The organism is Rhodococcus sp. B50 (genome assembly GCF_013602415.1).
Lineage (GTDB): Bacteria > Actinomycetota > Actinomycetes > Mycobacteriales > Mycobacteriaceae > Rhodococcus.
Map to the genome: position 1 here is coordinate 3708780 of NZ_WPAG02000002.1, position 18568 is coordinate 3727347.

At 67.8% G+C, this 18568-nt stretch carries 16 protein-coding genes; 9 read left to right on the plus strand and 7 right to left on the minus strand.

Annotated elements, in window-relative coordinates; genetic code table 11:
- Nucleotides 1–28 precede the first annotated feature (28 nt).
- Nucleotides 29–889, minus strand: coding sequence for a mycofactocin-coupled SDR family oxidoreductase (locus GON09_RS17450; protein WP_213932884.1), 861 nt, complete (start codon nucleotides 887–889; stop codon nucleotides 29–31).
- Nucleotides 890–987: 98 nt separating this feature from the next.
- On the minus strand, nucleotides 988–1176 hold the full coding sequence (locus tag GON09_RS17455; RefSeq protein ID WP_213932885.1) for a ferredoxin: 189 nt from the start codon (nucleotides 1174–1176) through the stop codon (nucleotides 988–990).
- Nucleotides 1177–1405: 229 nt separating this feature from the next.
- Here GON09_RS17455 and GON09_RS17460 point away from each other — a divergent pair, with 229 nt between their 5' ends.
- Nucleotides 1406–2092, plus strand: a complete 687-nt coding sequence (locus GON09_RS17460; RefSeq protein WP_213932886.1) for a TetR/AcrR family transcriptional regulator — start codon at nucleotides 1406–1408, stop codon at nucleotides 2090–2092.
- A gap of 12 nt (nucleotides 2093–2104) precedes the next feature.
- On the opposite strand, the gene GON09_RS17465 is transcribed toward GON09_RS17460, so the two are convergent.
- Nucleotides 2105–3334, minus strand: a complete 1230-nt coding sequence (locus GON09_RS17465) for a CaiB/BaiF CoA transferase family protein (RefSeq protein ID WP_213932887.1) — start codon at nucleotides 3332–3334, stop codon at nucleotides 2105–2107.
- 55 nt (nucleotides 3335–3389) lie between these two features.
- Nucleotides 3390–5042, minus strand: coding sequence for a thiolase C-terminal domain-containing protein (locus GON09_RS17470; RefSeq protein WP_213932888.1), 1653 nt, complete (start codon nucleotides 5040–5042; stop codon nucleotides 3390–3392).
- A gap of 191 nt (nucleotides 5043–5233) precedes the next feature.
- On the opposite strand from GON09_RS17470, the gene GON09_RS17475 reads away from it, so the two are divergent.
- Nucleotides 5234–6601 carry a phosphotransferase family protein gene (locus GON09_RS17475; RefSeq protein ID WP_213932889.1) on the plus strand — a complete coding sequence of 456 codons (1368 nt, stop codon included), beginning with the start codon at nucleotides 5234–5236 and terminating at the stop codon, nucleotides 6599–6601.
- Between the two features lie 5 nt (nucleotides 6602–6606).
- Nucleotides 6607–7359, plus strand: coding sequence for a FadR/GntR family transcriptional regulator (locus tag GON09_RS17480; protein WP_213932890.1), 753 nt, complete (start codon nucleotides 6607–6609; stop codon nucleotides 7357–7359).
- On the opposite strand, the gene GON09_RS17485 is transcribed toward GON09_RS17480, so the two are convergent.
- Entirely contained in the window at nucleotides 7360–8787 is a 1428-nt protein-coding gene (locus GON09_RS17485) for a wax ester/triacylglycerol synthase domain-containing protein (RefSeq protein WP_213934507.1), read from the minus strand.
- Nucleotides 8788–9005: 218 nt separating this feature from the next.
- Here GON09_RS17485 and GON09_RS17490 point away from each other — a divergent pair, with 218 nt between their 5' ends.
- The 6 genes from GON09_RS17490 (at nucleotide 9006) to GON09_RS17515 (ending at nucleotide 15222) form a co-directional block, all read left to right on the plus strand.
- The gene (locus GON09_RS17490; RefSeq protein WP_213932891.1) at nucleotides 9006–10061 is read left to right on the plus strand and encodes an ABC transporter substrate-binding protein; all 1056 of its coding nucleotides are present in this window, start codon (nucleotides 9006–9008) and stop codon (nucleotides 10059–10061) included.
- A 21-nt stretch (nucleotides 10062–10082) separates the two neighbouring features.
- A complete protein-coding gene (locus GON09_RS17495; protein WP_213932892.1) occupies nucleotides 10083–11486 on the plus strand; it encodes an LLM class flavin-dependent oxidoreductase in 1404 nt (467 codons plus the stop codon).
- Nucleotides 11487–11511: 25 nt separating this feature from the next.
- Entirely contained in the window at nucleotides 11512–12402 is an 891-nt protein-coding gene (locus GON09_RS17500) for an ABC transporter permease (RefSeq protein WP_213932893.1), read from the plus strand.
- Nucleotides 12378–13100, plus strand: coding sequence for an ABC transporter ATP-binding protein (locus tag GON09_RS17505; RefSeq protein WP_213932894.1), 723 nt, complete (start codon nucleotides 12378–12380; stop codon nucleotides 13098–13100). The genes GON09_RS17500 and GON09_RS17505 overlap by 25 nt, the downstream gene beginning before the upstream one ends.
- Before the next feature lie 57 nt (nucleotides 13101–13157).
- Nucleotides 13158–13874, plus strand: a complete 717-nt coding sequence (locus tag GON09_RS17510) for an SOS response-associated peptidase (RefSeq protein ID WP_213932895.1) — start codon at nucleotides 13158–13160, stop codon at nucleotides 13872–13874.
- 88 nt (nucleotides 13875–13962) lie between these two features.
- Nucleotides 13963–15222, plus strand: coding sequence for a glycosyltransferase 87 family protein (locus tag GON09_RS17515; protein ID WP_213932896.1), 1260 nt, complete (start codon nucleotides 13963–13965; stop codon nucleotides 15220–15222).
- 16 nt (nucleotides 15223–15238) lie between these two features.
- On the opposite strand, the gene GON09_RS17520 is transcribed toward GON09_RS17515, so the two are convergent.
- A complete protein-coding gene (locus GON09_RS17520; RefSeq protein ID WP_213932897.1) occupies nucleotides 15239–16237 on the minus strand; it encodes an MDR family oxidoreductase in 999 nt (332 codons plus the stop codon).
- Between the two features lie 46 nt (nucleotides 16238–16283).
- Nucleotides 16284–18566, minus strand: a complete 2283-nt coding sequence (locus GON09_RS17525; RefSeq protein WP_213932898.1) for a heavy metal translocating P-type ATPase — start codon at nucleotides 18564–18566, stop codon at nucleotides 16284–16286.
- Between the last annotated feature and the right edge of the window lie 2 nt (nucleotides 18567–18568).

Below are 18568 nucleotides of genomic sequence, written 5' to 3' on the forward strand. Positions count from 1 at the left end.
CGTACTGAGCAGGAACTGCGTGCGCAGTTCAGAAGGCCGGGGTGGCGGGACGGTTGCGCACGTAGCCGCCCGCATCGACACGCATTTGCATGCCCGTGATGTACCGCGACTCGTCGGAGAGCAGGAACAGCACCGTGTCGGTGACGTCCTCGGGTTCGACGTAGGGAACGTTCATCACGCTCATGACGGGGAAGACCGGCAGGGCGTCCTCGAGGGTGGGCGACTCGAGATCGGGCCGGAACTGCCGGTACATGACCTCGCTGTTGAGCATGTCGGTGTTGCAGTTCGTCGGATGAACCGCGTTGACACGGATCTTCCTCTGCCCCAGCACGACCGACAGGTCGTTGACGAACGACGAGATCATTCGCTTGGCGAGTGAGTAGCCGAGCCCGCCCGTGCCGTTGGTGGGATTGTCTGTGGCTCCGGGGAGCAGAGCCGCGAGGCTACCGGTGGCCACGATCGAGCCGCCGTCGGCGAGATGGGGAAGACTCGCTTCGACCGCGTTGACGACGCCGACGAAGTCGACGGTGAACGCGTCCATGAAGGCCTGCGGATCGTCGGTTCCCAAGGGGCAGATGCCCGCCTGCGCGACCACGCCGTCGAGCCGGCCGAACTCCTCGACGCCCCGCTGCACGGCGTCGAACAGGGCCTGCCGGTCGCGGACGTCGGCGACGGTGGTCAGCAGGGTGCCGCCGGCCTCCTCGACGAGGCGGGTGGTCTCGGTGAGATCTTCCGGTGAGGCCAGGGGGTAGGCGTTGGTCTTGATGTTGTCGCAGAGGTCGACGCCGATGATCTTCGCGCCTTCACGCGCGAGGCGCACTGCGTGAGTGCGTCCCTGACCGCGGGCGACGCCGGTGACGAAGACGACTTTGTCCTGCAAACGGCCCATGAGGGGTGTCCTTTGCTTCGGATCCGGTGGGAGGGGAGGTCGGGAAGGAAACGGACGAGATCGATTGCGATGCAGACTGCTTACGCGGTCGACACATGTCAGCGGAGGCTGATGGCCCGTTCGGGGCACGCGGCGATGCCGGCGAGCACGGCAGCGTCGACGGGTTCGGAAACCTCACGGTCGAGCGGCAACGCGTATCCGTTGTCGTCGATGTCGAAGACGTCGGGGGCGGCTTCCCAGCAACGCGCATGGCCGGAGCATTTTCCGGTGTCGATCGTAAGTCTCATGAAGCCCTGCTTTCGACGTGGACGAAAGAGACGAAGTACTGACGGTCGCGGCAGATCATGAGACCGAATCCCCCGATCGGTCTCACTGCCTGAGACTCATTGGACACACCGTAGCAACATCGAACCCGTAAGTCGAGACCTGGATCACACTTTTTACCAAGTTTACTATGTGGCGGATCACCTGCTCCGGACGAGTTGCGGCGTCCACCGTTAGGGTGAGGTGGTGGCGATGGACGACTCCGTGACGACCGGCGAGATGAGCCTGCGAGAGCGCCTCGTTCGCGCCGCCGACGAGGAGATCCGGCACCGCGGCACCGTCTCCGTGAGCATGACCGCGATCGCCGAACGCGCAGGCGTCTCCCGCGCGACGGCCTTCCGGCAACTCGGCGGCGCTCAGGAGATGATCGTCCAGGTGGGGTTGCTCCGCGCCGAACGCCATATCGAGCGCGCACTCGAACGCTCGGCCGGCCAGGGCGACATCTTCGCGAAGATGGAAGACACGATGGCCTACAATGCCCGGGAATTGCCCGAGGATCCGGTGATCGTCGCTCTCATGGCGCAGCATTCGGCCTCCGCACGGCATCCAGACATCCTCGCCGTCACCTCGGCGGTCTCCGAGCCCCTGCTCCGGACCGGCCAGGAGGCGGGACTCATCCGCACCGACATCCCGTTGGCCGAACTGCTCGAATACCTCATCGAGCAGACCTTTCTCGCGGCCGAGGACCCCAAGCGGTCCGACGAGGCCGCGCGACTGCGCTTCCGCAGATATGTCGTCCCCGCGCTGCGTCCCCAGCCCTCCGAGGACGGTGGCGACGCCGCGCGGGACGAACTCGAGAAGGCGCTCGCGGCGGCGATCGATGCGCTCGGCGCCGCGAACCGCGCGGTACGGACGTTGCGGCGCGACGCTGCCGAGTGATCGTGAGCCGGATTACGTGACGGCACCGGCTATCTTGAGTTCGATGAGCTTGTCGTCGTCGAATCCGAGTTCACGAAGGATGTCGTCGGTGTGTTCGGCGAACTGGGGCGCCCGGGTCATCCGTACAGGGGCGTTGTCGAACTTCACCGGGCTGGCCACGAGCTTCTGCGGTGTGCCGTCGGCATCGGTCACCTCCACGATCCGCCCGTTCGCCACGAGCGCTTCGTCGTGGCCGAGATCCCAGCCGTCCTGCACCGGCGCCCACTGCCCGGTCAGGGACGCGAACACCTCGAGCCAGTGGTCGTAGTCGCGTTGCGCGATCGCCTCGGCGAACCATCCTCCGATCTCCTCGGCATGCTGGAAGATCGCTTCCATCGACGCGAAGCGCTCGTCGTCGACGAGGTGCTCGAGACCGAGAGCGGTGACGAATTCGTTCCAGTAGCGCGTGGGCTGGAGCATCGAGAACTGCAGCCAGCGTCCGTCGGCGGTGCGATACGAGCCGCTGAGAGGATTGCCGGGCGCTGCCGTCGTGCGTCGGATCTTCGGCAGCGGCCCACCCGTGAACAGCGAGAGGTTGACGGAGAACTGGGTGGCCCAGGCGCCCACCGCGAGCAGCGACACGTCGACCTCCGACGGTTCGCCGGTGCGTTCCCGTCCGGCGATCGCGGCGGCGATCCCGCCCGCGATGGTCATGCCTCCGATGTTGTCGCCGTATGCACCGGACGGCATGAACGCCATGTGCTCGGCATCGGGTGGCATGACACCGTCGGCGCTTCCGCCGCGCGCCCAGAAGGCCGTCGCGTCGTAGGCACCCTTGTCGGCGTCGGGACCCTCGGTGCCGAAACCGCTTCCGGTGACGTAGATGATCTCCGGATTGATCGCCCGGACGTCCTCGAGGGTGATCGAGAGCTTGGCCCGGGGACCGGGTAGGTAGTTCGTCAGGAAGACGTCGCTGCGCCGGATCAGCTCCTCGAGGACGGGGCGTGCCTCGGGGATGGCGAGATCGATCCCGATGCTGCGTTTGCTGCGGTTGGGACCTTCCATGATCGGCGCGAACGACGAGCCCGCCCTGCCCGCGTCGAGTCCGAGCACACGGACGAGTCCGCGCTGGGCGTCGCCGTTCTCGGCGTGCTCGACCTTCACGATGTCGGCTCCCCAGTCGGCGAGCACCGCGCCGGCGGCGGGAACGAAAGTGAACTGTGCGACCTCGAGAATGCGGATGCCCTCCAAGGGACGGTCCATGACGACTCCTGACCTGGTCGGTTACGGATGTTCGGGTGAGCGGGGACGTTCTTCGCTATCGGGTCCGGAGGAGCATCGCGCCCGACGGCACGCCGCCGCCGGCGGTGACGACGGCGACCCTCGCGTCGGCGACCTGCGCCCCGGGAGCCTGGCCTCTCAGCTGCAGCACCGCTTCACGGACGAAGCCGTAGCCGTGGGTGCGACCGGCCGACAACTGACCGCCGTGGGGGTTGAGGGGTAGCACGCCGTCGACGGAGATGCCCTTGCCGCCGTCGACGAAGTCGGCGGCACCTCCGAATTCGCAGAAGCCGAGACCTTCGAGCCACGACAGCGCGTTGAACGTGAAGCCGTCGTACAGCAGGGCCACGTCGACGTCGTCGGGTCGTAGATCCGTGCGACTCCACAGGTGCGCGGCCGGGCCGAGCGACTGCGGGAGGTGGGTGAGCGTGCCCTGGTCCCAGGACAGGTTCTCCGTGATCTGCGTACCGACGGCCTCGACGAGTACGGGTTCGTGCCGCAGATCGGCGGCGGCGTCGACCGCGGAGACGACGACTGCGACCGCCCCGTCGACGGGGACGTCGCAGTCGTACAGCCCGAAGGGAGTCGAGACGACGCGGGCGGAGAGATAGTCGTCGATTGTGATCGGATCTCGGTACACCGCTTCGGGATTGGACGAGGCATTGCCGCGGGCCGTGACCGCGATCGCCCCGAGGGCGTCCTTGGCGTCGCCGTAGCGGTGGAAATAATGCGACGCCTGGCACGCGATCCAGTTGGCTGCGGAGACCGCGCCGAAGGGATGTCGGAACTCGAGCATGCCCGTGGCCTTGCCGCTCCCGACCGACCACTTCCCGGCCTTCACCAGTTCCGAGTGGGTCGACTCCCACACGGTGCGGAAGCACAGCACGTGACGACACAGACCGGATGCGACGGCGAGCATCGCCGCGACGATCGACCCGTTCTGCCCCGGCAGGTCGCCGCCACCGTTCACCCATACCGGCCGGATGCGAAGCGCCTGTTCGACCGGCATGATGCCGCCCTCGGAGATCCCTCCGGGGGCCGCGCCGGGATAGGTGGACAGGCCGTCGATGTCGGCGAGCGTCAGTCCGGCGTCCTCGACCGCGCGCAGGCACGCGTCGACGGTGAGCGTCAGCGGGTCCACCATGAGCCGCCGGCCGACCGCGGACTGCCCCACACCGGTGAGCGCGACCCGGTCCTCGAACTTCTCGGCGGAGACCGGGATCCGGAGATGCGTGCGCACGTCCTCGGGTTCCGGCATCGGACCGGGCTCGTCGCCGGCCTCGGGGTCGGGTCGGAACAGCGGCAACCAGATGTCGTCGGCTGCTTGTTCGAAGACGACCCGCACGCGATCACCCACTGCGACGTTGCCGGGCTCGCATCCGACGATGTTCGTGGTGAGGCGGACGCCCGGGTCCTCCTCCAGTGCGACGATCGCGATGACGTAAGGCGGTGGGAGATCCGATAGCCACTGCTGCGCATTGACCGTCACGCCGACGACGACGGCGCGTCCCGAGACGGGTTGCAGCGAGATGTCGCGGGAGGTGCACTCCGAGCACAGCACCGCGGTGGGGTGCATGAGCTTTCCGCAGGCGTCGCACTGCGCGACCCTCAGGACACCGTCGGCCCCGGAGGCCCAGAACGCGGCGGTCGTCGGGGTGGGTTGAGGCAACGGTCTCCGGGACGCTCCCACTGTTCACCTTCTCTGTCCGATCACCAAGTTAGACAACTTGGGGACGGATGCTAGCACCGACTATGACACACGTCACCATTCACCTCGGAGCTCACGGGAAACCGCGACGAACACTACCCAGAGCTCGATGAGATATATAACCTAGTGCACAACCATCGGGGTGACAGCGCACGAAGGAGCAGGGTACGAACATGACCGAGAACCGAGGCGCACTCGAACCCGCCCTGCTGCGATGGGTGTCGGACACGGCCGGCGGAACCATCGTGGAGATCGACCGGCGACCCGGCGGCGGCCGGCGCGAGGCCTGGATCGTGGACGTCGAGACCGACGACGGCACGATCCTCCCCCTCTTCCTGCGCTATGACCGCCTCGATCCGACACAGCGCGGAGACCCGTTCACCCTGCATCGCGAAGCCCGCTTCTACCGCGCGTTCGAGGATTCCCCGGTGCCGGTGCCCCGCATCGTCGGCGTCCACCCCACCGAGCAGGCGATCCTGTCCGAACGAGTTCCCGGGCAGGCCTGGTTCTCCCGGATCCGCGACGAGGGCGAACGCGTCTCGGTGGCTTCCGATTTCATGCGTATCCTGGCCGAGATGCACCGCGTGGATCCGCACCGGCTGCAACTGCCCGGCCAACATCCGGAAGCGGGCCTGCGAGCGCTGGTCGCGCACGAGATCGACACCTGGGAGACCGTCTACCGCGACGCCGGCGGAAAAGCCGATCCGCTGGTCGAACTCGCGCTGACCTGGGTGAAGCGCACCATCCCGGACGTCGACGGCCCCGTCGTCATCGTCCAGGGCGACACCGGACCGGGGAACTTCCTCTACGAGGACGGCAGGGTCACCGCTGTCCTCGATCTCGAACTCGGGCATCTCGGCGACCCGCACGACGACCTCGCCTGGGTCACCACCCGCGCGGTGCAGGAACCGTTCACCGACATCCACGAGCGCTTCGCCGACTACGAGCGTGCCTCCGGAACCACCGTCGACCTCGATCGGGTGCGCTACTACCGAGTGCTCGCGGAGCTGCGCATCGTGATCCTCGGCCAGGGCGGTTCCGTCCACCCGGATCCGTTGTCCGAGGTGGGAAATGCGCTGGCCTACGGGCTTCTGCACCGTCGCCTGCTCGTCGAGGCCCTCGCCGACGTGCTCGGCATCGACCTCGACACGCCGGGCGACGTCGAGGCCGAATCGACCGAGCGCGAATGGCTCTACGACGCTGCCCTCGAACAGATCCGGCACATCATCGTGCCGCGCAGCGAGGACGCCTTCGTCATCCAGCGCAGCAAGGGGCTCGCCCGCATCCTGAAGTATCTCCGTGACGCCGACCGGTACGCCGATCGCATCACCGAACGCGATCTGGCCGATCTCGAATCCGCCCTCGGGTCGCGGCCCGACACCGTCGTCGACGGCACCACAGTGCTGGTCGAACGGCATCTGGCCGGTGAGATCCCCATGGGCGACGTCCTGACCGTGTTCGCCCGCCAGATCGCGGGTCGCACCCAGCAGTTGCGTTCGGCCATGGGCGTTCTCGCCGATCGACACTTCGACGCCCTGTAGGCACCGTGGAGACCCGAGCGATCCGCAGCCCGAAGGCCGCGGAAGTGGTGGCGCGGACGCTGCGCCGGATGGTCGTCGACGGCGATCTCGTCGACGGCGACCACCTGCCGCACGAGGCAGAACTCATGGAGCACTTCGCGATCAGCCGGCCCACCCTGCGCGAGGCCGTCCGGGTACTCGAGGCCGAACGGCTCGTCGAGGTGCGGCGCGGCTCGCGGGCGGGAGCGCGGGTGCGGGTGCCCGGTTCGGAGGTCGTCGCACGACCGGCGTCGCTGTTGCTCGAATTGTCCGGGGCCACAGTTGCCGATGTCTTCGATGCTCTCGAGGCGGTGGAACCTCCCGCCGCACGTCTCCTCGCGCTCACCGGCACCGAGGCGGCGTTCGACGAACTCGAGCGCTTCGTCGACGAGGAGATCCCCGCGGCGTTCACGACCCGCGATCTCGGTGTGGCGTCCGCGCAGTTCCACCTCCGGATGGTGCAACTGTCCGGGAACGCGACGCTGGCGCTGATCGCCGGGATGCTGCACGAGATCTTCGCCCGGCACACCGGCGACGTGGCGCGCGAACGCATGTCGCTCGCGAATTCCGATGCGGCAGAGAACTTCATGTTGCTCGTGCGGTCGCTGCGACGCCTGATCCGCCTGCTGCGCGCCCGCGACGGCGACGGTGCGTTCGCGCACTGGCAGCGGCACGTGCATGCCTCCCGGCTGCTCACCCTCGAGGGTGCCGGCATACCGGTGCGCGACCTCCTCGATTGATCAGGCGCGCGAGGTCGGCGCAGCGGACATCGTGGCTTCGATGCGTGGACCCTCGCCGCCCACGGCGAGCACGTCACCGAATCCCTCCACCATCGACTCGACGAGGACGGACAGGTCGGGAACGGCTGCGGAGTCGGCGTTGATGCCGATGCAGCAGTGCGTGGTGTGCGACATCAGCGTGATGTTGACCGCCGAGCCGATGGTGGGCGCGAACGGGTAGTACCTCAGCACCTCCGCCCCGGCCATGTACAGCGGAATCGGCGAACCGGGGACGTTCGACGCGAGAAAGTCGATGTGCTTGAGGATCCCCCCCAGAACACCGGCCGGGAGCACATTCAGCACACCCGCGATGGCGGACGAGAGCGGCACGGCCGGTTCATCGCGCCAGGAACGGACGGTCCGGTCCACCCGGTGCATCAACGCGACGGGTTCGGCGATGTCGAGGGGAAGCGCGAACCGGGCCAGCGTGATCTTGTTCCCTCCGATCGCGTCGCCCTCCCGCCGGAGACTGATCGGCAGTGTCGTCATCAGCTCGGCGACCTGCGTCCCGTGCCGCGCGTGATAGTGCCTCAGCCCCAGCAATATTCCGGCGAGGAAGGCGTCGTTGAGAGAGGAGTCCGCTGTTCGTCCGGCCCGCCGTAGTGCGTCGAGCGGCAGGTCGAGGGCGGCGACCTCACGAACCGTGCTGCGGTCGATCATCACCGGGGAACGCGTCGTGAACACCGGCTGCACGAAGCGGGCCGTCGACCCGGCCGTGTCCACGACGGTGCGCAGCGCCGCGACGGGATTCGTCAGCGACCTCAGACCGGAGCGCACGAGCCACGGCGCACCCCGGCCCGCCACATCCCCGGCCGTCGAGAGGTACCAGCCCACGGAGTCGGCGAGGTTCGATGCCGGGGCCGGGGCGGGCGGAGTCTCCTGCAACGGCCCACGGTCGGTGCCGTCGCGTTCGAAGTCGACCATCTCGTTCGCGATCTGGATACCACCGATGCCGTCGGTGAGCGCATGGTGCACCTTGAGGACGATCGCGGCACGACCGTCGTCGAGGCCGTCGACGATCGTCGCCTCCCACAGGGGACGGTCCTTGTCGAACGCCGACATCGCCGCGGCGCGCACGAGCGGGAGCACGGCGTCCAGTCCCCCGGGATGTGGGAGGGCGATCCGCCGCAGATGCCAGGACAGGTCGAAATCGGGATCGTCCACCCATCGCGGTGGGGTCCGTCCGAACGGGGATTCGGCGAGCTTGCGGCGGAAACTCGGCACCGCACGTGTTCCGCGTTCCATCATCCGGACGAAGCGCTCGTGGTCCGGCGACCGGTCGAGCAACGCGACCGCGACGATCGTGGATCGCAGGACGGGATCGGACTCCATCCGCCAGGACATCAGATCCGCCTGCGACATCCGCCGATCATCCGCGCTCATGCGCATCTCCCTCCCGGCCACCGGTTCTCCCTCGCACGGTAACCGCCACGGAGCACGGATATCGGCGATATCGCCGCACGAGCAGGCCCGATGCACGGGAAGGAGACCCTTTCACTCACGCTGACGCAAACCCTGGTCCCCCGGCGACGGATCGCCCAGGATCGGTGACGTCCTCGACTCCGTCGAAGATCGTTCCCCCATTTGCCAGAACCGTGAGGAAGTCCATGCCCCGTCTACGTCGTGCCGGATCGACAGCCATCATCGCGCTCCTTCTGACCGCGGTCGCGGCATGTAGCTCCGGCTCCTCGGGCGAGGGCCTCGGTTCCGACAGCGCGCTGCCCACCGAGATCCCCGCGGGCACCAAGCTCGTCATCGCCGACCAGGGCGAGCGCCAGCAGATCCCTCTCGAGGCCTCCGGACAGCTCGACACAGTGCCGTTCGAGTACGAGTTCGCGAACTTCCAGGGAGCCCCCTCGATCCTCGAGGCGTTCCGCGCCGACGCCGTCGACGTCGCGTGGGCCGGTGAGATCATGACCGTCCAGTCCCTCGTCGCCGGCGACGACGTGCAGGTCGTCGCAGCCATCCGGACGAACAACGGGCTCAACATGGGCATCGCGCCGAACGCCTCGGACATCGAGTCCCTCGCGGATCTGAAGGGCAAGCGGATCGGCTACGCCGAGGGCACCTCGCAGCAGGCCTTCGTGCTCCGCGGCCTCGACAAGGCCGGTCTCTCGGTCGACGACGTGAACCTCGTCCCGATGTCGCTGCCCGACTTTCCGGACGCACTGCGCTCCAATCAGATCGACGCCGCTCCGATGAGCGAGCCGGTCTTCTCCCGGTACATGCAGACCCCGGGCGCGACGTCGCTGCCGCGTCCCGAGATCGAGGACCTCAGCGAAGGCATCTCGTACCTCTACTCGAGCAAGAAGGCCTTGTCCGACCCGGCCACGGCCGCAGCCGTCCGCGCTTACGTCACCGCCTACATCAAGGCGATCGACTGGGCCAACGACAACCGCGACGCGTACATCGACGCCTACTTCGTCGAGAGTCAGGGCCTGACGGTCGAGGACGGCGAGCGCATCCTCGACACTGCCGGGATCAGCACGTTCCCGCATCTCGACGAGGAACTCATCGCGATCCAGCAGCACACCATCGACGTGATCGATGCCGCCGGCGAACTGCCCAAGCCCGTCGATGCCGCCGACGCCTTCGACCTGCGCTTCGACGAGGTCGTCACCGCCGCAGTGGCCGAGATCGGCGCGTCCCACACCCGTAGCTGACCTTCCGAGGGGAATCCGAAGATGACGAACCGCCAGCTCAACCTCAACGCCTTCATCTATCCCACCGGCCACCACGAGGCCTCGTGGCGCCATCCCGGCAGCGTGCCCGAACGTCTCTACGACGTCACCTACTTCCAGGAACTCGCTCGCCTCGCGGAGGACGCGAAGCTCGACGCGGTCTTCTTCGCCGACGGCCCGGCCCTGCGCACCGAGGTGAAGTATCGGCCCGACTACGGCCTCGAGCCGATCACCACGCTGGTCGCCATGGCCACGGTCACCACGCACCTCGGGCTGATCGCCACCGCATCGACCACCTACTACGAGCCCTACAACCTCGCGCGTCTGTTCTCCTCGCTCGACCACATCTCCGGTGGCCGCGCCGCCTGGAACATCGTCACCACCGCGACCGACGCCGCAGCAGCGAACTTCGGACTCACGGAACATCCCGACGTGCACGAGCGGTACGCCCGGGCACGCGAATTCGTCGACGCCGCAGTGAAGTTGTGGGATTCGTGGGAGGACGACGCACTCGTCGTCGACAAGGCCGCCGGCGTCTACGCCGATCCCGGCAAGATCCACCGCACCGACGTCGACGGTGACTACGTCAAGGTGCGCGGCCCGTTCGGTTCGGCCCGCTCCCCGCAGGGTCGCCCGGTCCTCGTACAGGCCGGGTCCTCCAACGACGGACGCGATTTCGCATCCACCTACGCCGAGGCGATCTTCACCGCGCATCAGCGCATCGAGGACGCCCAAGCCTTCTACACCGATATCAAGGCCCGTGCAGCGGCATTCGGCCGCAACCCGGATCACGTGAAGATCCTGCCCGGCCTGAGTCCCTTCATCGGCGCGAGCGAAGCCGAGGCGAAGGCTCTGCAGCGCGAGTTCAACGAACTGACCATCACCGAATACGGACTCGGCCAGCTTCAGAAGATGGGACGCATCGACGTCTCCCGGCTCGAACTGGACGAGAAGGTGCCCGTCGAACTGTTCGCCGGTGCCGGCGACATCACCGACAACGACAACAGCCGCCGTCTGGTCTTCGCGAAGATCGTCGAACGTGAGCAGCCCACCCTGCGCGAGTTGCTGCACAAGCTTGCGGGGGCGCGCGGCCACAACGTCGTCGCGGGCACTCCGGTGCAGATCGCCGACATCATCGAGGAGTGGTTCACCCACGGCGCCGCGGACGGCTTCAACATCATGCCGCCGCAGTACCCGCAGGGCCTCGAGGCGTTCACCTCCCAGGTTGTGCCGATCCTGCAGGAGCGAGGCCTGTTCCGCACCGAGTACACCGGAACCACGCTGCGCGACCACTACGGCCTGCCGCGTCCGGCGAGCCAGTACGCACACGAACTCGCCCTGTCCGGTGCCACCGACGATTTCGTACCGGCTGGTACCACCCGCGAATTCGTCCCGTCCGGCGTCTGACCGAACCGACGAAAGGACTGGAGCCATGAGCGTCTCCGCCGTCGAACCCCGGCGTTTCGGCAGTGGCCTGGCCGGTGACGCCGACACCGACCAGAAGCCCGATCACGGCGCGACGCCCGACCTGTCGCCCCGCACGACCCGCAGCCGCCTCGCCCCCGGCAAGCCGATCAAGTTCGGCCTGGCGATCGGACCGGCGCTGCTGCTGGCAGTGTGGATCATCACCTCGGCCACCGGGGTGCTCGATCCGAAAACCCTTTCGGCGCCGTGGACGGTGATCACCACCGCCTGGGAGCTGATCGGCGACGGACGGTTGCAGTCGAACCTGTGGACCTCCGTCCAGCGCGCCCTGATCGGCGGGGTCATCGGCGTCGCCCTCGGCCTGGTGCTCGCGCTGGCCGCCGGCCTGTCGCGTATCGGCGAGGCGCTGATCGACGGTCCGGTGCAGATCAAGCGCTCCATTCCCACCCTGGCGCTGATGCCGCTGGCGATCCTGTGGTTCGGCATCGGCGAGGAGATGAAGATCCTGCTCATCGCCCTGTCGGTATTCGTCCCCGTCTACATCAACACCTATGCGGCATTGCGCGGCATCGACTCCCGCTATGTGGAGCTGGCCGAGACGCTGGATCTGTCCCGCGCCCAGTTCATCCGGCGCATCGCCCTGCCGGGGGCGCTGCCCGGCTTCTTCACCGGCCTGCGCCTGGCGGTGACCATCTCGTGGCTGGCCCTGGTGGTCGTGGAGCAGGTCAACGCCTCGAGCGGTATCGGTTACCTGATGTACCAGGCCCGCAACTACGGCCTGACCGAGATCATCATCGTCGGATTGGTGGTCTACGCGATCCTCGGATTCGGCAGCGACCTGCTGGTCCGTGCGGCAGAGAGGAAGGCGCTGGCATGGCGCAGGACGATCGGCAGCTGACCGTACGCACCCGGGGTCTGAGCCGCGGTTTCGACGGACGGGCGGTGCTGAACCACATCGATCTCGAGATCGCCCCCGGCGAGTTCGTGGCGCTGCTCGGCCGCAGCGGCTCGGGTAAGAGCACCCTGCTGCGCGCCCTGGCCGAACTCGACCACGGTGTGCCCGGCTCGGGCACCCTCGAGGTTCCGAAGAAGCGGGCGGTGGTCTTCCAGGACTCGCGACTGCTGCCCTGGGCGCGGGTGCTCGACAACGTCGTCCTCGGCCTCGACGGCGACGACGCCGCCGAACGCGGCCGCACCGCGCTGGCGGAGGTCGGGCTCGCCGGACGCGAGAAGGCCTGGCCCACCGAACTGTCCGGCGGTGAGCAACAGCGCGTGTCGCTCGCGCGGTCGCTGGTGCGCGAACCCGAACTGCTGCTCGCCGACGAGCCGTTCGGTGCCCTCGACGCACTGACGAAGATCAAGATGCACGGCCTGCTGCAGGAATTGTGCGCCAAGCATCGGCCCGCGGTGCTGCTCGTCACCCACGACGTCGACGAGGCGATCGCGCTCGCCGACCGCGTGCTCGTGCTCGATCACGGCTCGTTCGCCGTCGAGCTGACCATCGACCTGCCGCACCCGCGGGCCGATCACGTCGTCGAGACGGCCGAGTACCGGCGCGTCCTGCTCGAAGCGCTGGGGGTCGAGGTCTCCGTCTGAGCGATCGATGCGAGAGAATCGACTCGTCGCTCCGGAATCGCCGACGGGAGATGCATCGTGTGTGGACGTTATGCCAGCACCAGTACCCGCGGAGATCTGCTCGCGGCCTACGACGCCGTCGAGACCGTGGGTGAGGAACTGCCCCCGTCGTACAACATCGCCCCCACCCAGCGCGTGAACGTCGTGCTCGAACGGGCGCCGCGCGAGGAACCGGACGCCGAGCCGGTGCGCATGGTGTCCTCGCAGGTCAAGTGGGGGTTGGTGCCGTTCTGGGCGAAGGACCCGAAGATCGGGTCCCGCATGATCAACGCCCGTTCCGAGACGATCACGCAGAAGCCCGCCTTCAAGGCGGCCGCAGCGCGGCGGCGGTGCGTGCTGCCGGCCGACGGTTACTACGAGTGGATGAAGAGCGAGGACGGGAAGAAGATCCCGTTCTTCCTGCACGCGGACGGACCGATCTCGATGGCCGGGCTCTACGAGCTGTGGCCGAACCCGGAGCTACCGGAGGACGATCCCGACCGCTGGTTGTGGACGTGCACCGTGCTGACCCGTCCGGCGACCGACGCCGCCGGGCACATTCACGAACGGTCGCCGGTGATCCTCCCCGCCACTTTCGTCGATCCGTGGCTCGATCCCGAGTTGAACGACCGGGACGACGTCGACGCTCTTCTGAATTCGATTCCCGAACCCCGCCTCGAACCGTACGAGGTGAGCACGGCGGTCAATTCACCGCGAAACAACAATCCCGACCTGCTGCGACCTGTCGATTCGTGAAATTCCGGTCGTATGTCGTCGAATTCCGACCGTATGTCGTTCCCCACGTCGAGCAGGAACGATTATCGAAATTGACTAAAGTTGCCGGGTGCGACATTCACGGCAGAATCCGATCGGCCCGACGACGCCCCCGTTCCTCACCGGAAACCGCGGCACCACCATCGCGGTGATCGCGTCGCTCGTCTCGGTCGGTGTGCTCGTCGCGATCCTCACCAGGAGCGAACTCATCGACTTCCTGGTCTACCGGATGGGCGCCCGAGTCCTGCTCGACGGCGACGACATCTACGGACAGATGCCTCCGGTGACCGACGACTTCGCGTTGCCGTTCACCTACCCACCGCTGTCGGCGATGCTGTTCGCTCCCCTGGCGCTGATCCCCGTGACGCTCGGCAAGATCGTCTTCACCCTGGTCTCCGTCGCGGCACTCGTCGTCACGCTGCGGGTCGTGCTGGACCGGCTCCGTCCGGACTTCGAGGCCCGGACGGCGTGGATCGTCACGACGGTCGCGGTGGCCGGCGCGCTGGTGCTCGAGCCCGTGCGCGAGACGATCTCGTTCGGGCAGATCAACCTCGTCCTGATGGCGCTGGTCGCCCTCGACGTCCTGGCGAAGAACCCGAAATGGCCGCGCGGATTGCTGATCGGGCTGGCCGCCGCCGTCAAGCTCACGCCCATCGCCTTCCTACTGCTGTTCCTGCTGCGACGCGATCGGCGGACCAGCGCCACCATCCTCGCGTCGACCCTCGGATTCACCGCGCTCGCCTTCGCCGTGATGCCCACGACCTCCGCGAAGTACTGGATGGACACCTTGCCCGACACCGGCCGGATCGGAGCGTCGTACTTCGCCACCAATCAATCCTTCAAGGCGGTCGTCTCCCGCTTCGGACCGCCCGAACTGGTGGGCTCGGTGCTGTGGCTGATCGCCGTCGCGGTGATGCTGCTGGTCGCGGTGGTGGCCATCCGGCGTGCCCTCGAACAGGGCGATCTCATGCTCGCCCTGTTCGCGAATGCGACGGCCGTGCTGTTGGCGTCGCCGGTGTCGTGGTCGCACCACTGGGTGTGGATCGCACCGGCGCTGCTGACGCTGTCGCTCGCCGCGTGGCGCGCAACCGATCCACAGAAACTCGCGGCGATCGCAGCGGGTGTCGCACTCGTCTTCGCGATCGGCCCGCACCACCTGTTCCCCACGGGTGGCGACCTCGAACTCGAGTGGGCGGCGTGGCAGCACCTGTTCGGCACGCTCTACGTGACGGTCGGGTTCGGGTTCCTGCTCTGGCTCACCTTCGGTCGTCTCCCCGGTCCGGAAGCCGTGGCGCCGGAACCGCTTCCGGACGCGGAGACGTCGAAGTAGTCCCCCGAGCGGCCCGTCAGGCGGTGACGTCGACGACCACCCGGCCACGCACCTTGCCCGCCAGGATCTCCTCGGCGAGTCGCGGGACGTCCGAGAGCGGTTCGACCCTCGACAGCGAATTCAGGGTGCTCACAGGGAGATCACGGGCGAGACGGTCCCACGCCGACCGGCGGAGTTGCGCCGGTGCCATCACCGAGTCGACGCCCAGCAACGCGACGCCGCGCAGGATGTGCGGCAGCACCGTCGCATCCGGCATCGACGGCGATTCGGTGAGACCGCATGCGGCGACCGCACCGCCGTACCGGATCTGCGACAGCACGTTCACGAGCGTCGAACCACCCACCGCGTCCACGGCGGCATCCCAGCGTTCCTTGCCGAGGGGCCGGCCTTTGCCCTGCAGTTCCGCACGGTCGACGAACGACGACGCACCGAGTTCGCTCAGGAAGTCGTGGGTTTCGGGCCGGCCGGTCGCCGCGACCACCGTGTGGCCCGCGGCGGCGGCGAGCGCGACGGCGATCGACCCGACGCCACCTGCCGCGCCGGTGACGAGCACCTCCGCGTCCGACGCGATTCCGTACCGTTCGAGCGCGTCGAGACACAGCGCGGAGGTGTATCCGGCGGTGCCGATCGCCATGGCGTCACGCGTGGAGAACGCGTCGGGGATGCGCACGAGCCATTCGGGCTTCACCCGCTGACGCCGGGTGTATCCGCCCGATTGCGTCTCGGACAGACCCCATCCGTCGACGACGACACGGTCGCCGGGCTTCCAGTCGGGATTGCGGCTGTCGAGGACGGTGCCGGCCAGGTCGGCTCCGGCGACCAGCGGGGTGCGTCGCGCCATCTTCTGCGGTCCCGCGATCACGAGACCGTCCTTGTAGTTCAGCGACGAGTACTCGACCTCGACGAGAACATCGTGGTCGGGAAGGTCGTTGTCGGTCAGTTCGCGGAACTGTGCCACCTGGCCGTCGTCGGTGTCGTCGACGACCAGGGCACGGAAGGAGGACGGCTGTGTCATGGATCCGATCCTGACAGGCCGTCCTCCTCGCTGCAGCCGAAAGCGGTCAGGCCGCGTGTGCCCGGAACCGTCGCAGCCGCAGGCTGTTGGAAACCACGAAGACCGACGAGAACGCCATCGCGGCACCGGCAAGCATCGGGTTGAGCAGGCCCGCGGCCGCCAGCGGCAGTGCCGCGACGTTGTACGCGAACGCCCAGAACAGGTTGCCCTTGATCGTCGTCAACGTGCGGCGCGACAACCGGATGGCGTCGACCGCGACCATCAGGTCGCCGCGGACCAACGTCAGGTCGCTCGCCTCGATCGCGACATCGGTGCCGGTGCCCATCGCCAAACCCAGATCGGCCCGGGCGAGTGCCGCGGCGTCGTTGACGCCGTCGCCGACCATCGCGACCACCGCGCCCTCACGCTGGAGTCGCTCGACGACGTCGACCTTGTCGGTGGGCAGCACGTCGGCGATCACGTCGGTCTCGTCGATGCCGACCTCGGCGGCCACGGTGTGCGCGACGGCGGCGTTGTCGCCGGTGAGCAGGATCGGGCGCAGACCGAGCTCCCGCAGTTCGGCGATCGCCTGCGCGGAGGTCGGCTTGACCGCATCCGCCACGACGACGATGCCGCGAGCCTTTCCGTCCCAGCCGACGGCAATCGCTGTGCCACCGGACTTCTGGGCCCGCTCGAACGCCTGCTGCAGACCGTCGGAGAGATGCTGCGACCAATCGGCCAGCAACTTCGGGCGCCCCACCAGCACGGCACGGCTCGTGCCTCCGTCGACGAGCACTCCCTGGACGCCGAGGCCCTCGACGTTCGTGAAGTCCTCGACCGCGGGCAGGCTCCCGAACCTTTCTGTGGCCGCGTCGCTCACAGCGCGCGCAATCGGGTGTTCCGAGGCCGACTCGAGTGCCCCGGCGTACCGCAGTACCTCGTCGGCATTCTCACCGTCGTCGGCGACGACCTCGCGCAAGGTCATCCGCCCCGTGGTGACCGTGCCGGTCTTGTCGAGGACCACCGTGTCGACCGAGCGGGTCGACTCGAGGACCTCCGGTCCCTTGATCAGGATGCCGAGCTGGGCACCGCGTCCGGTGCCGACCATCAGAGCCGTCGGCGTGGCCAGGCCGAGGGCACACGGGCAGGCGATGATCAGCACCGCGACCGCTGCGGTGAAGGCCGCTGCGGGTCCGTTGCCGGTGCCGAGCCAGAAACCGAGTGTGCCGGCGGCGATCAGGAGGACGATCGGCACGAAGATGCCGGAGATCCGGTCGGCCAGGCGTTGCACCTGGGCCTTGCCGTTCTGGGCATCCTCCACCAGCTTCGCCATCTGCGCGAGCTGCGTGTCGGACCCGACGCGGGTCGCGCGCACCACCAGCCGTCCACCGACGTCGACCGTTCCACCGGCGACGCTGTCGCCCACGCCGACCTCGACGGGAACCGATTCTCCGGTCAGCATCGACGCATCGACAGCGGACGTGCCCCGTTCGATCACACCGTCGGTGGCGATCTTCTCGCCCGGACGCACGACGAACAGATCACCTACCGCCAACTGCTCCACCGGAACCCGAGTCTCGGTGACCCCGTCCGGTCCGAGGACCGCGACGTCCTTGGCCCCGAGTTCGAGCAGGGCGCGCAGGGCGGCGCCGGCGCGTCGCTTCGACCGTTGCTCGAAGTAGCGCCCGGCAAGGATGAACGTCGTGACGCCGGCCGCCGCTTCGAGATAGATGTTGCCGCTGCCGTCGCCCCTTGCGATGGTGAACTCGAAGGGGTGGACCATCCCCGGCTCGCCGGCCGTGCCCCAGAACAGGGCGTAGATCGACCATCCCAGGGCAGCAAGGGTTCCCAGCGACACGAGGGTGTCCATGGTGGACGTACCGTGGCGCAGGTTGATCCACGCCGCCCGGTGGAAGGGCCAGGCACCCCATACCACCACCGGTGCGGCGAGGGTGAGCGAGAGCCACTGCCAGTTGGTGAACTGCAGGGCCGGGATCATCGCCATCGCGATCACCGGCACCGTCAGGATCGCCGAGACGACGAGCCTGTGACGAAGCGGCGCAACGAGATCGGGCTCGGAGATCTCATCGGCTCGCTCTGCTGTCTCCGCGGGCGGCGGAGGCAGTGCGGCACCGTATCCGGCCTGCTCGACGACCGTGACGAGATCCTCGGGGGCCACGTCGTCGGAGTAGGTGACTTTCGCCTTCTCGGTGGCGTAGTTGACGGTCGCGGTGACGCCGTCGAGCTTGTTCAGCTTGCGTTCGATGCGATTGGCGCACGACGCGCAGGTCATGCCGGTGATGGCGAGCTCGATCGATTCGGCGGCGACCGGCTGACTCTGCGTGGTCATGT

Coding starts and splice junctions, on each gene's coding strand:
- GON09_RS17450 (WP_213932884.1), bottom strand. CDS start 889: ATGGGCCGTTTGCAGGACAAAGTCGTCTTCGTCACCGGCGTCGCCCGC.
- GON09_RS17500 (WP_213932893.1), top strand. CDS start 11,512: ATGAGCGTCTCCGCCGTCGAACCCCGGCGTTTCGGCAGTGGCCTGGCC.
- GON09_RS17505 (WP_213932894.1), top strand. CDS start 12,378: ATGGCGCAGGACGATCGGCAGCTGACCGTACGCACCCGGGGTCTGAGC.
- GON09_RS17475 (WP_213932889.1), top strand. CDS start 5,234: ATGACCGAGAACCGAGGCGCACTCGAACCCGCCCTGCTGCGATGGGTG.
- GON09_RS17460 (WP_213932886.1), top strand. CDS start 1,406: ATGGACGACTCCGTGACGACCGGCGAGATGAGCCTGCGAGAGCGCCTC.
- GON09_RS17520 (WP_213932897.1), bottom strand. CDS start 16,237: ATGACACAGCCGTCCTCCTTCCGTGCCCTGGTCGTCGACGACACCGAC.
- GON09_RS17465 (WP_213932887.1), bottom strand. CDS start 3,334: ATGGACCGTCCCTTGGAGGGCATCCGCATTCTCGAGGTCGCACAGTTC.
- GON09_RS17455 (WP_213932885.1), bottom strand. CDS start 1,176: ATGAGACTTACGATCGACACCGGAAAATGCTCCGGCCATGCGCGTTGC.
- GON09_RS17495 (WP_213932892.1), top strand. CDS start 10,083: ATGACGAACCGCCAGCTCAACCTCAACGCCTTCATCTATCCCACCGGC.
- GON09_RS17490 (WP_213932891.1), top strand. CDS start 9,006: ATGCCCCGTCTACGTCGTGCCGGATCGACAGCCATCATCGCGCTCCTT.
- GON09_RS17485 (WP_213934507.1), bottom strand. CDS start 8,787: ATGCGCATGAGCGCGGATGATCGGCGGATGTCGCAGGCGGATCTGATG.
- GON09_RS17525 (WP_213932898.1), bottom strand. CDS start 18,566: ATGACCACGCAGAGTCAGCCGGTCGCCGCCGAATCGATCGAGCTCGCC.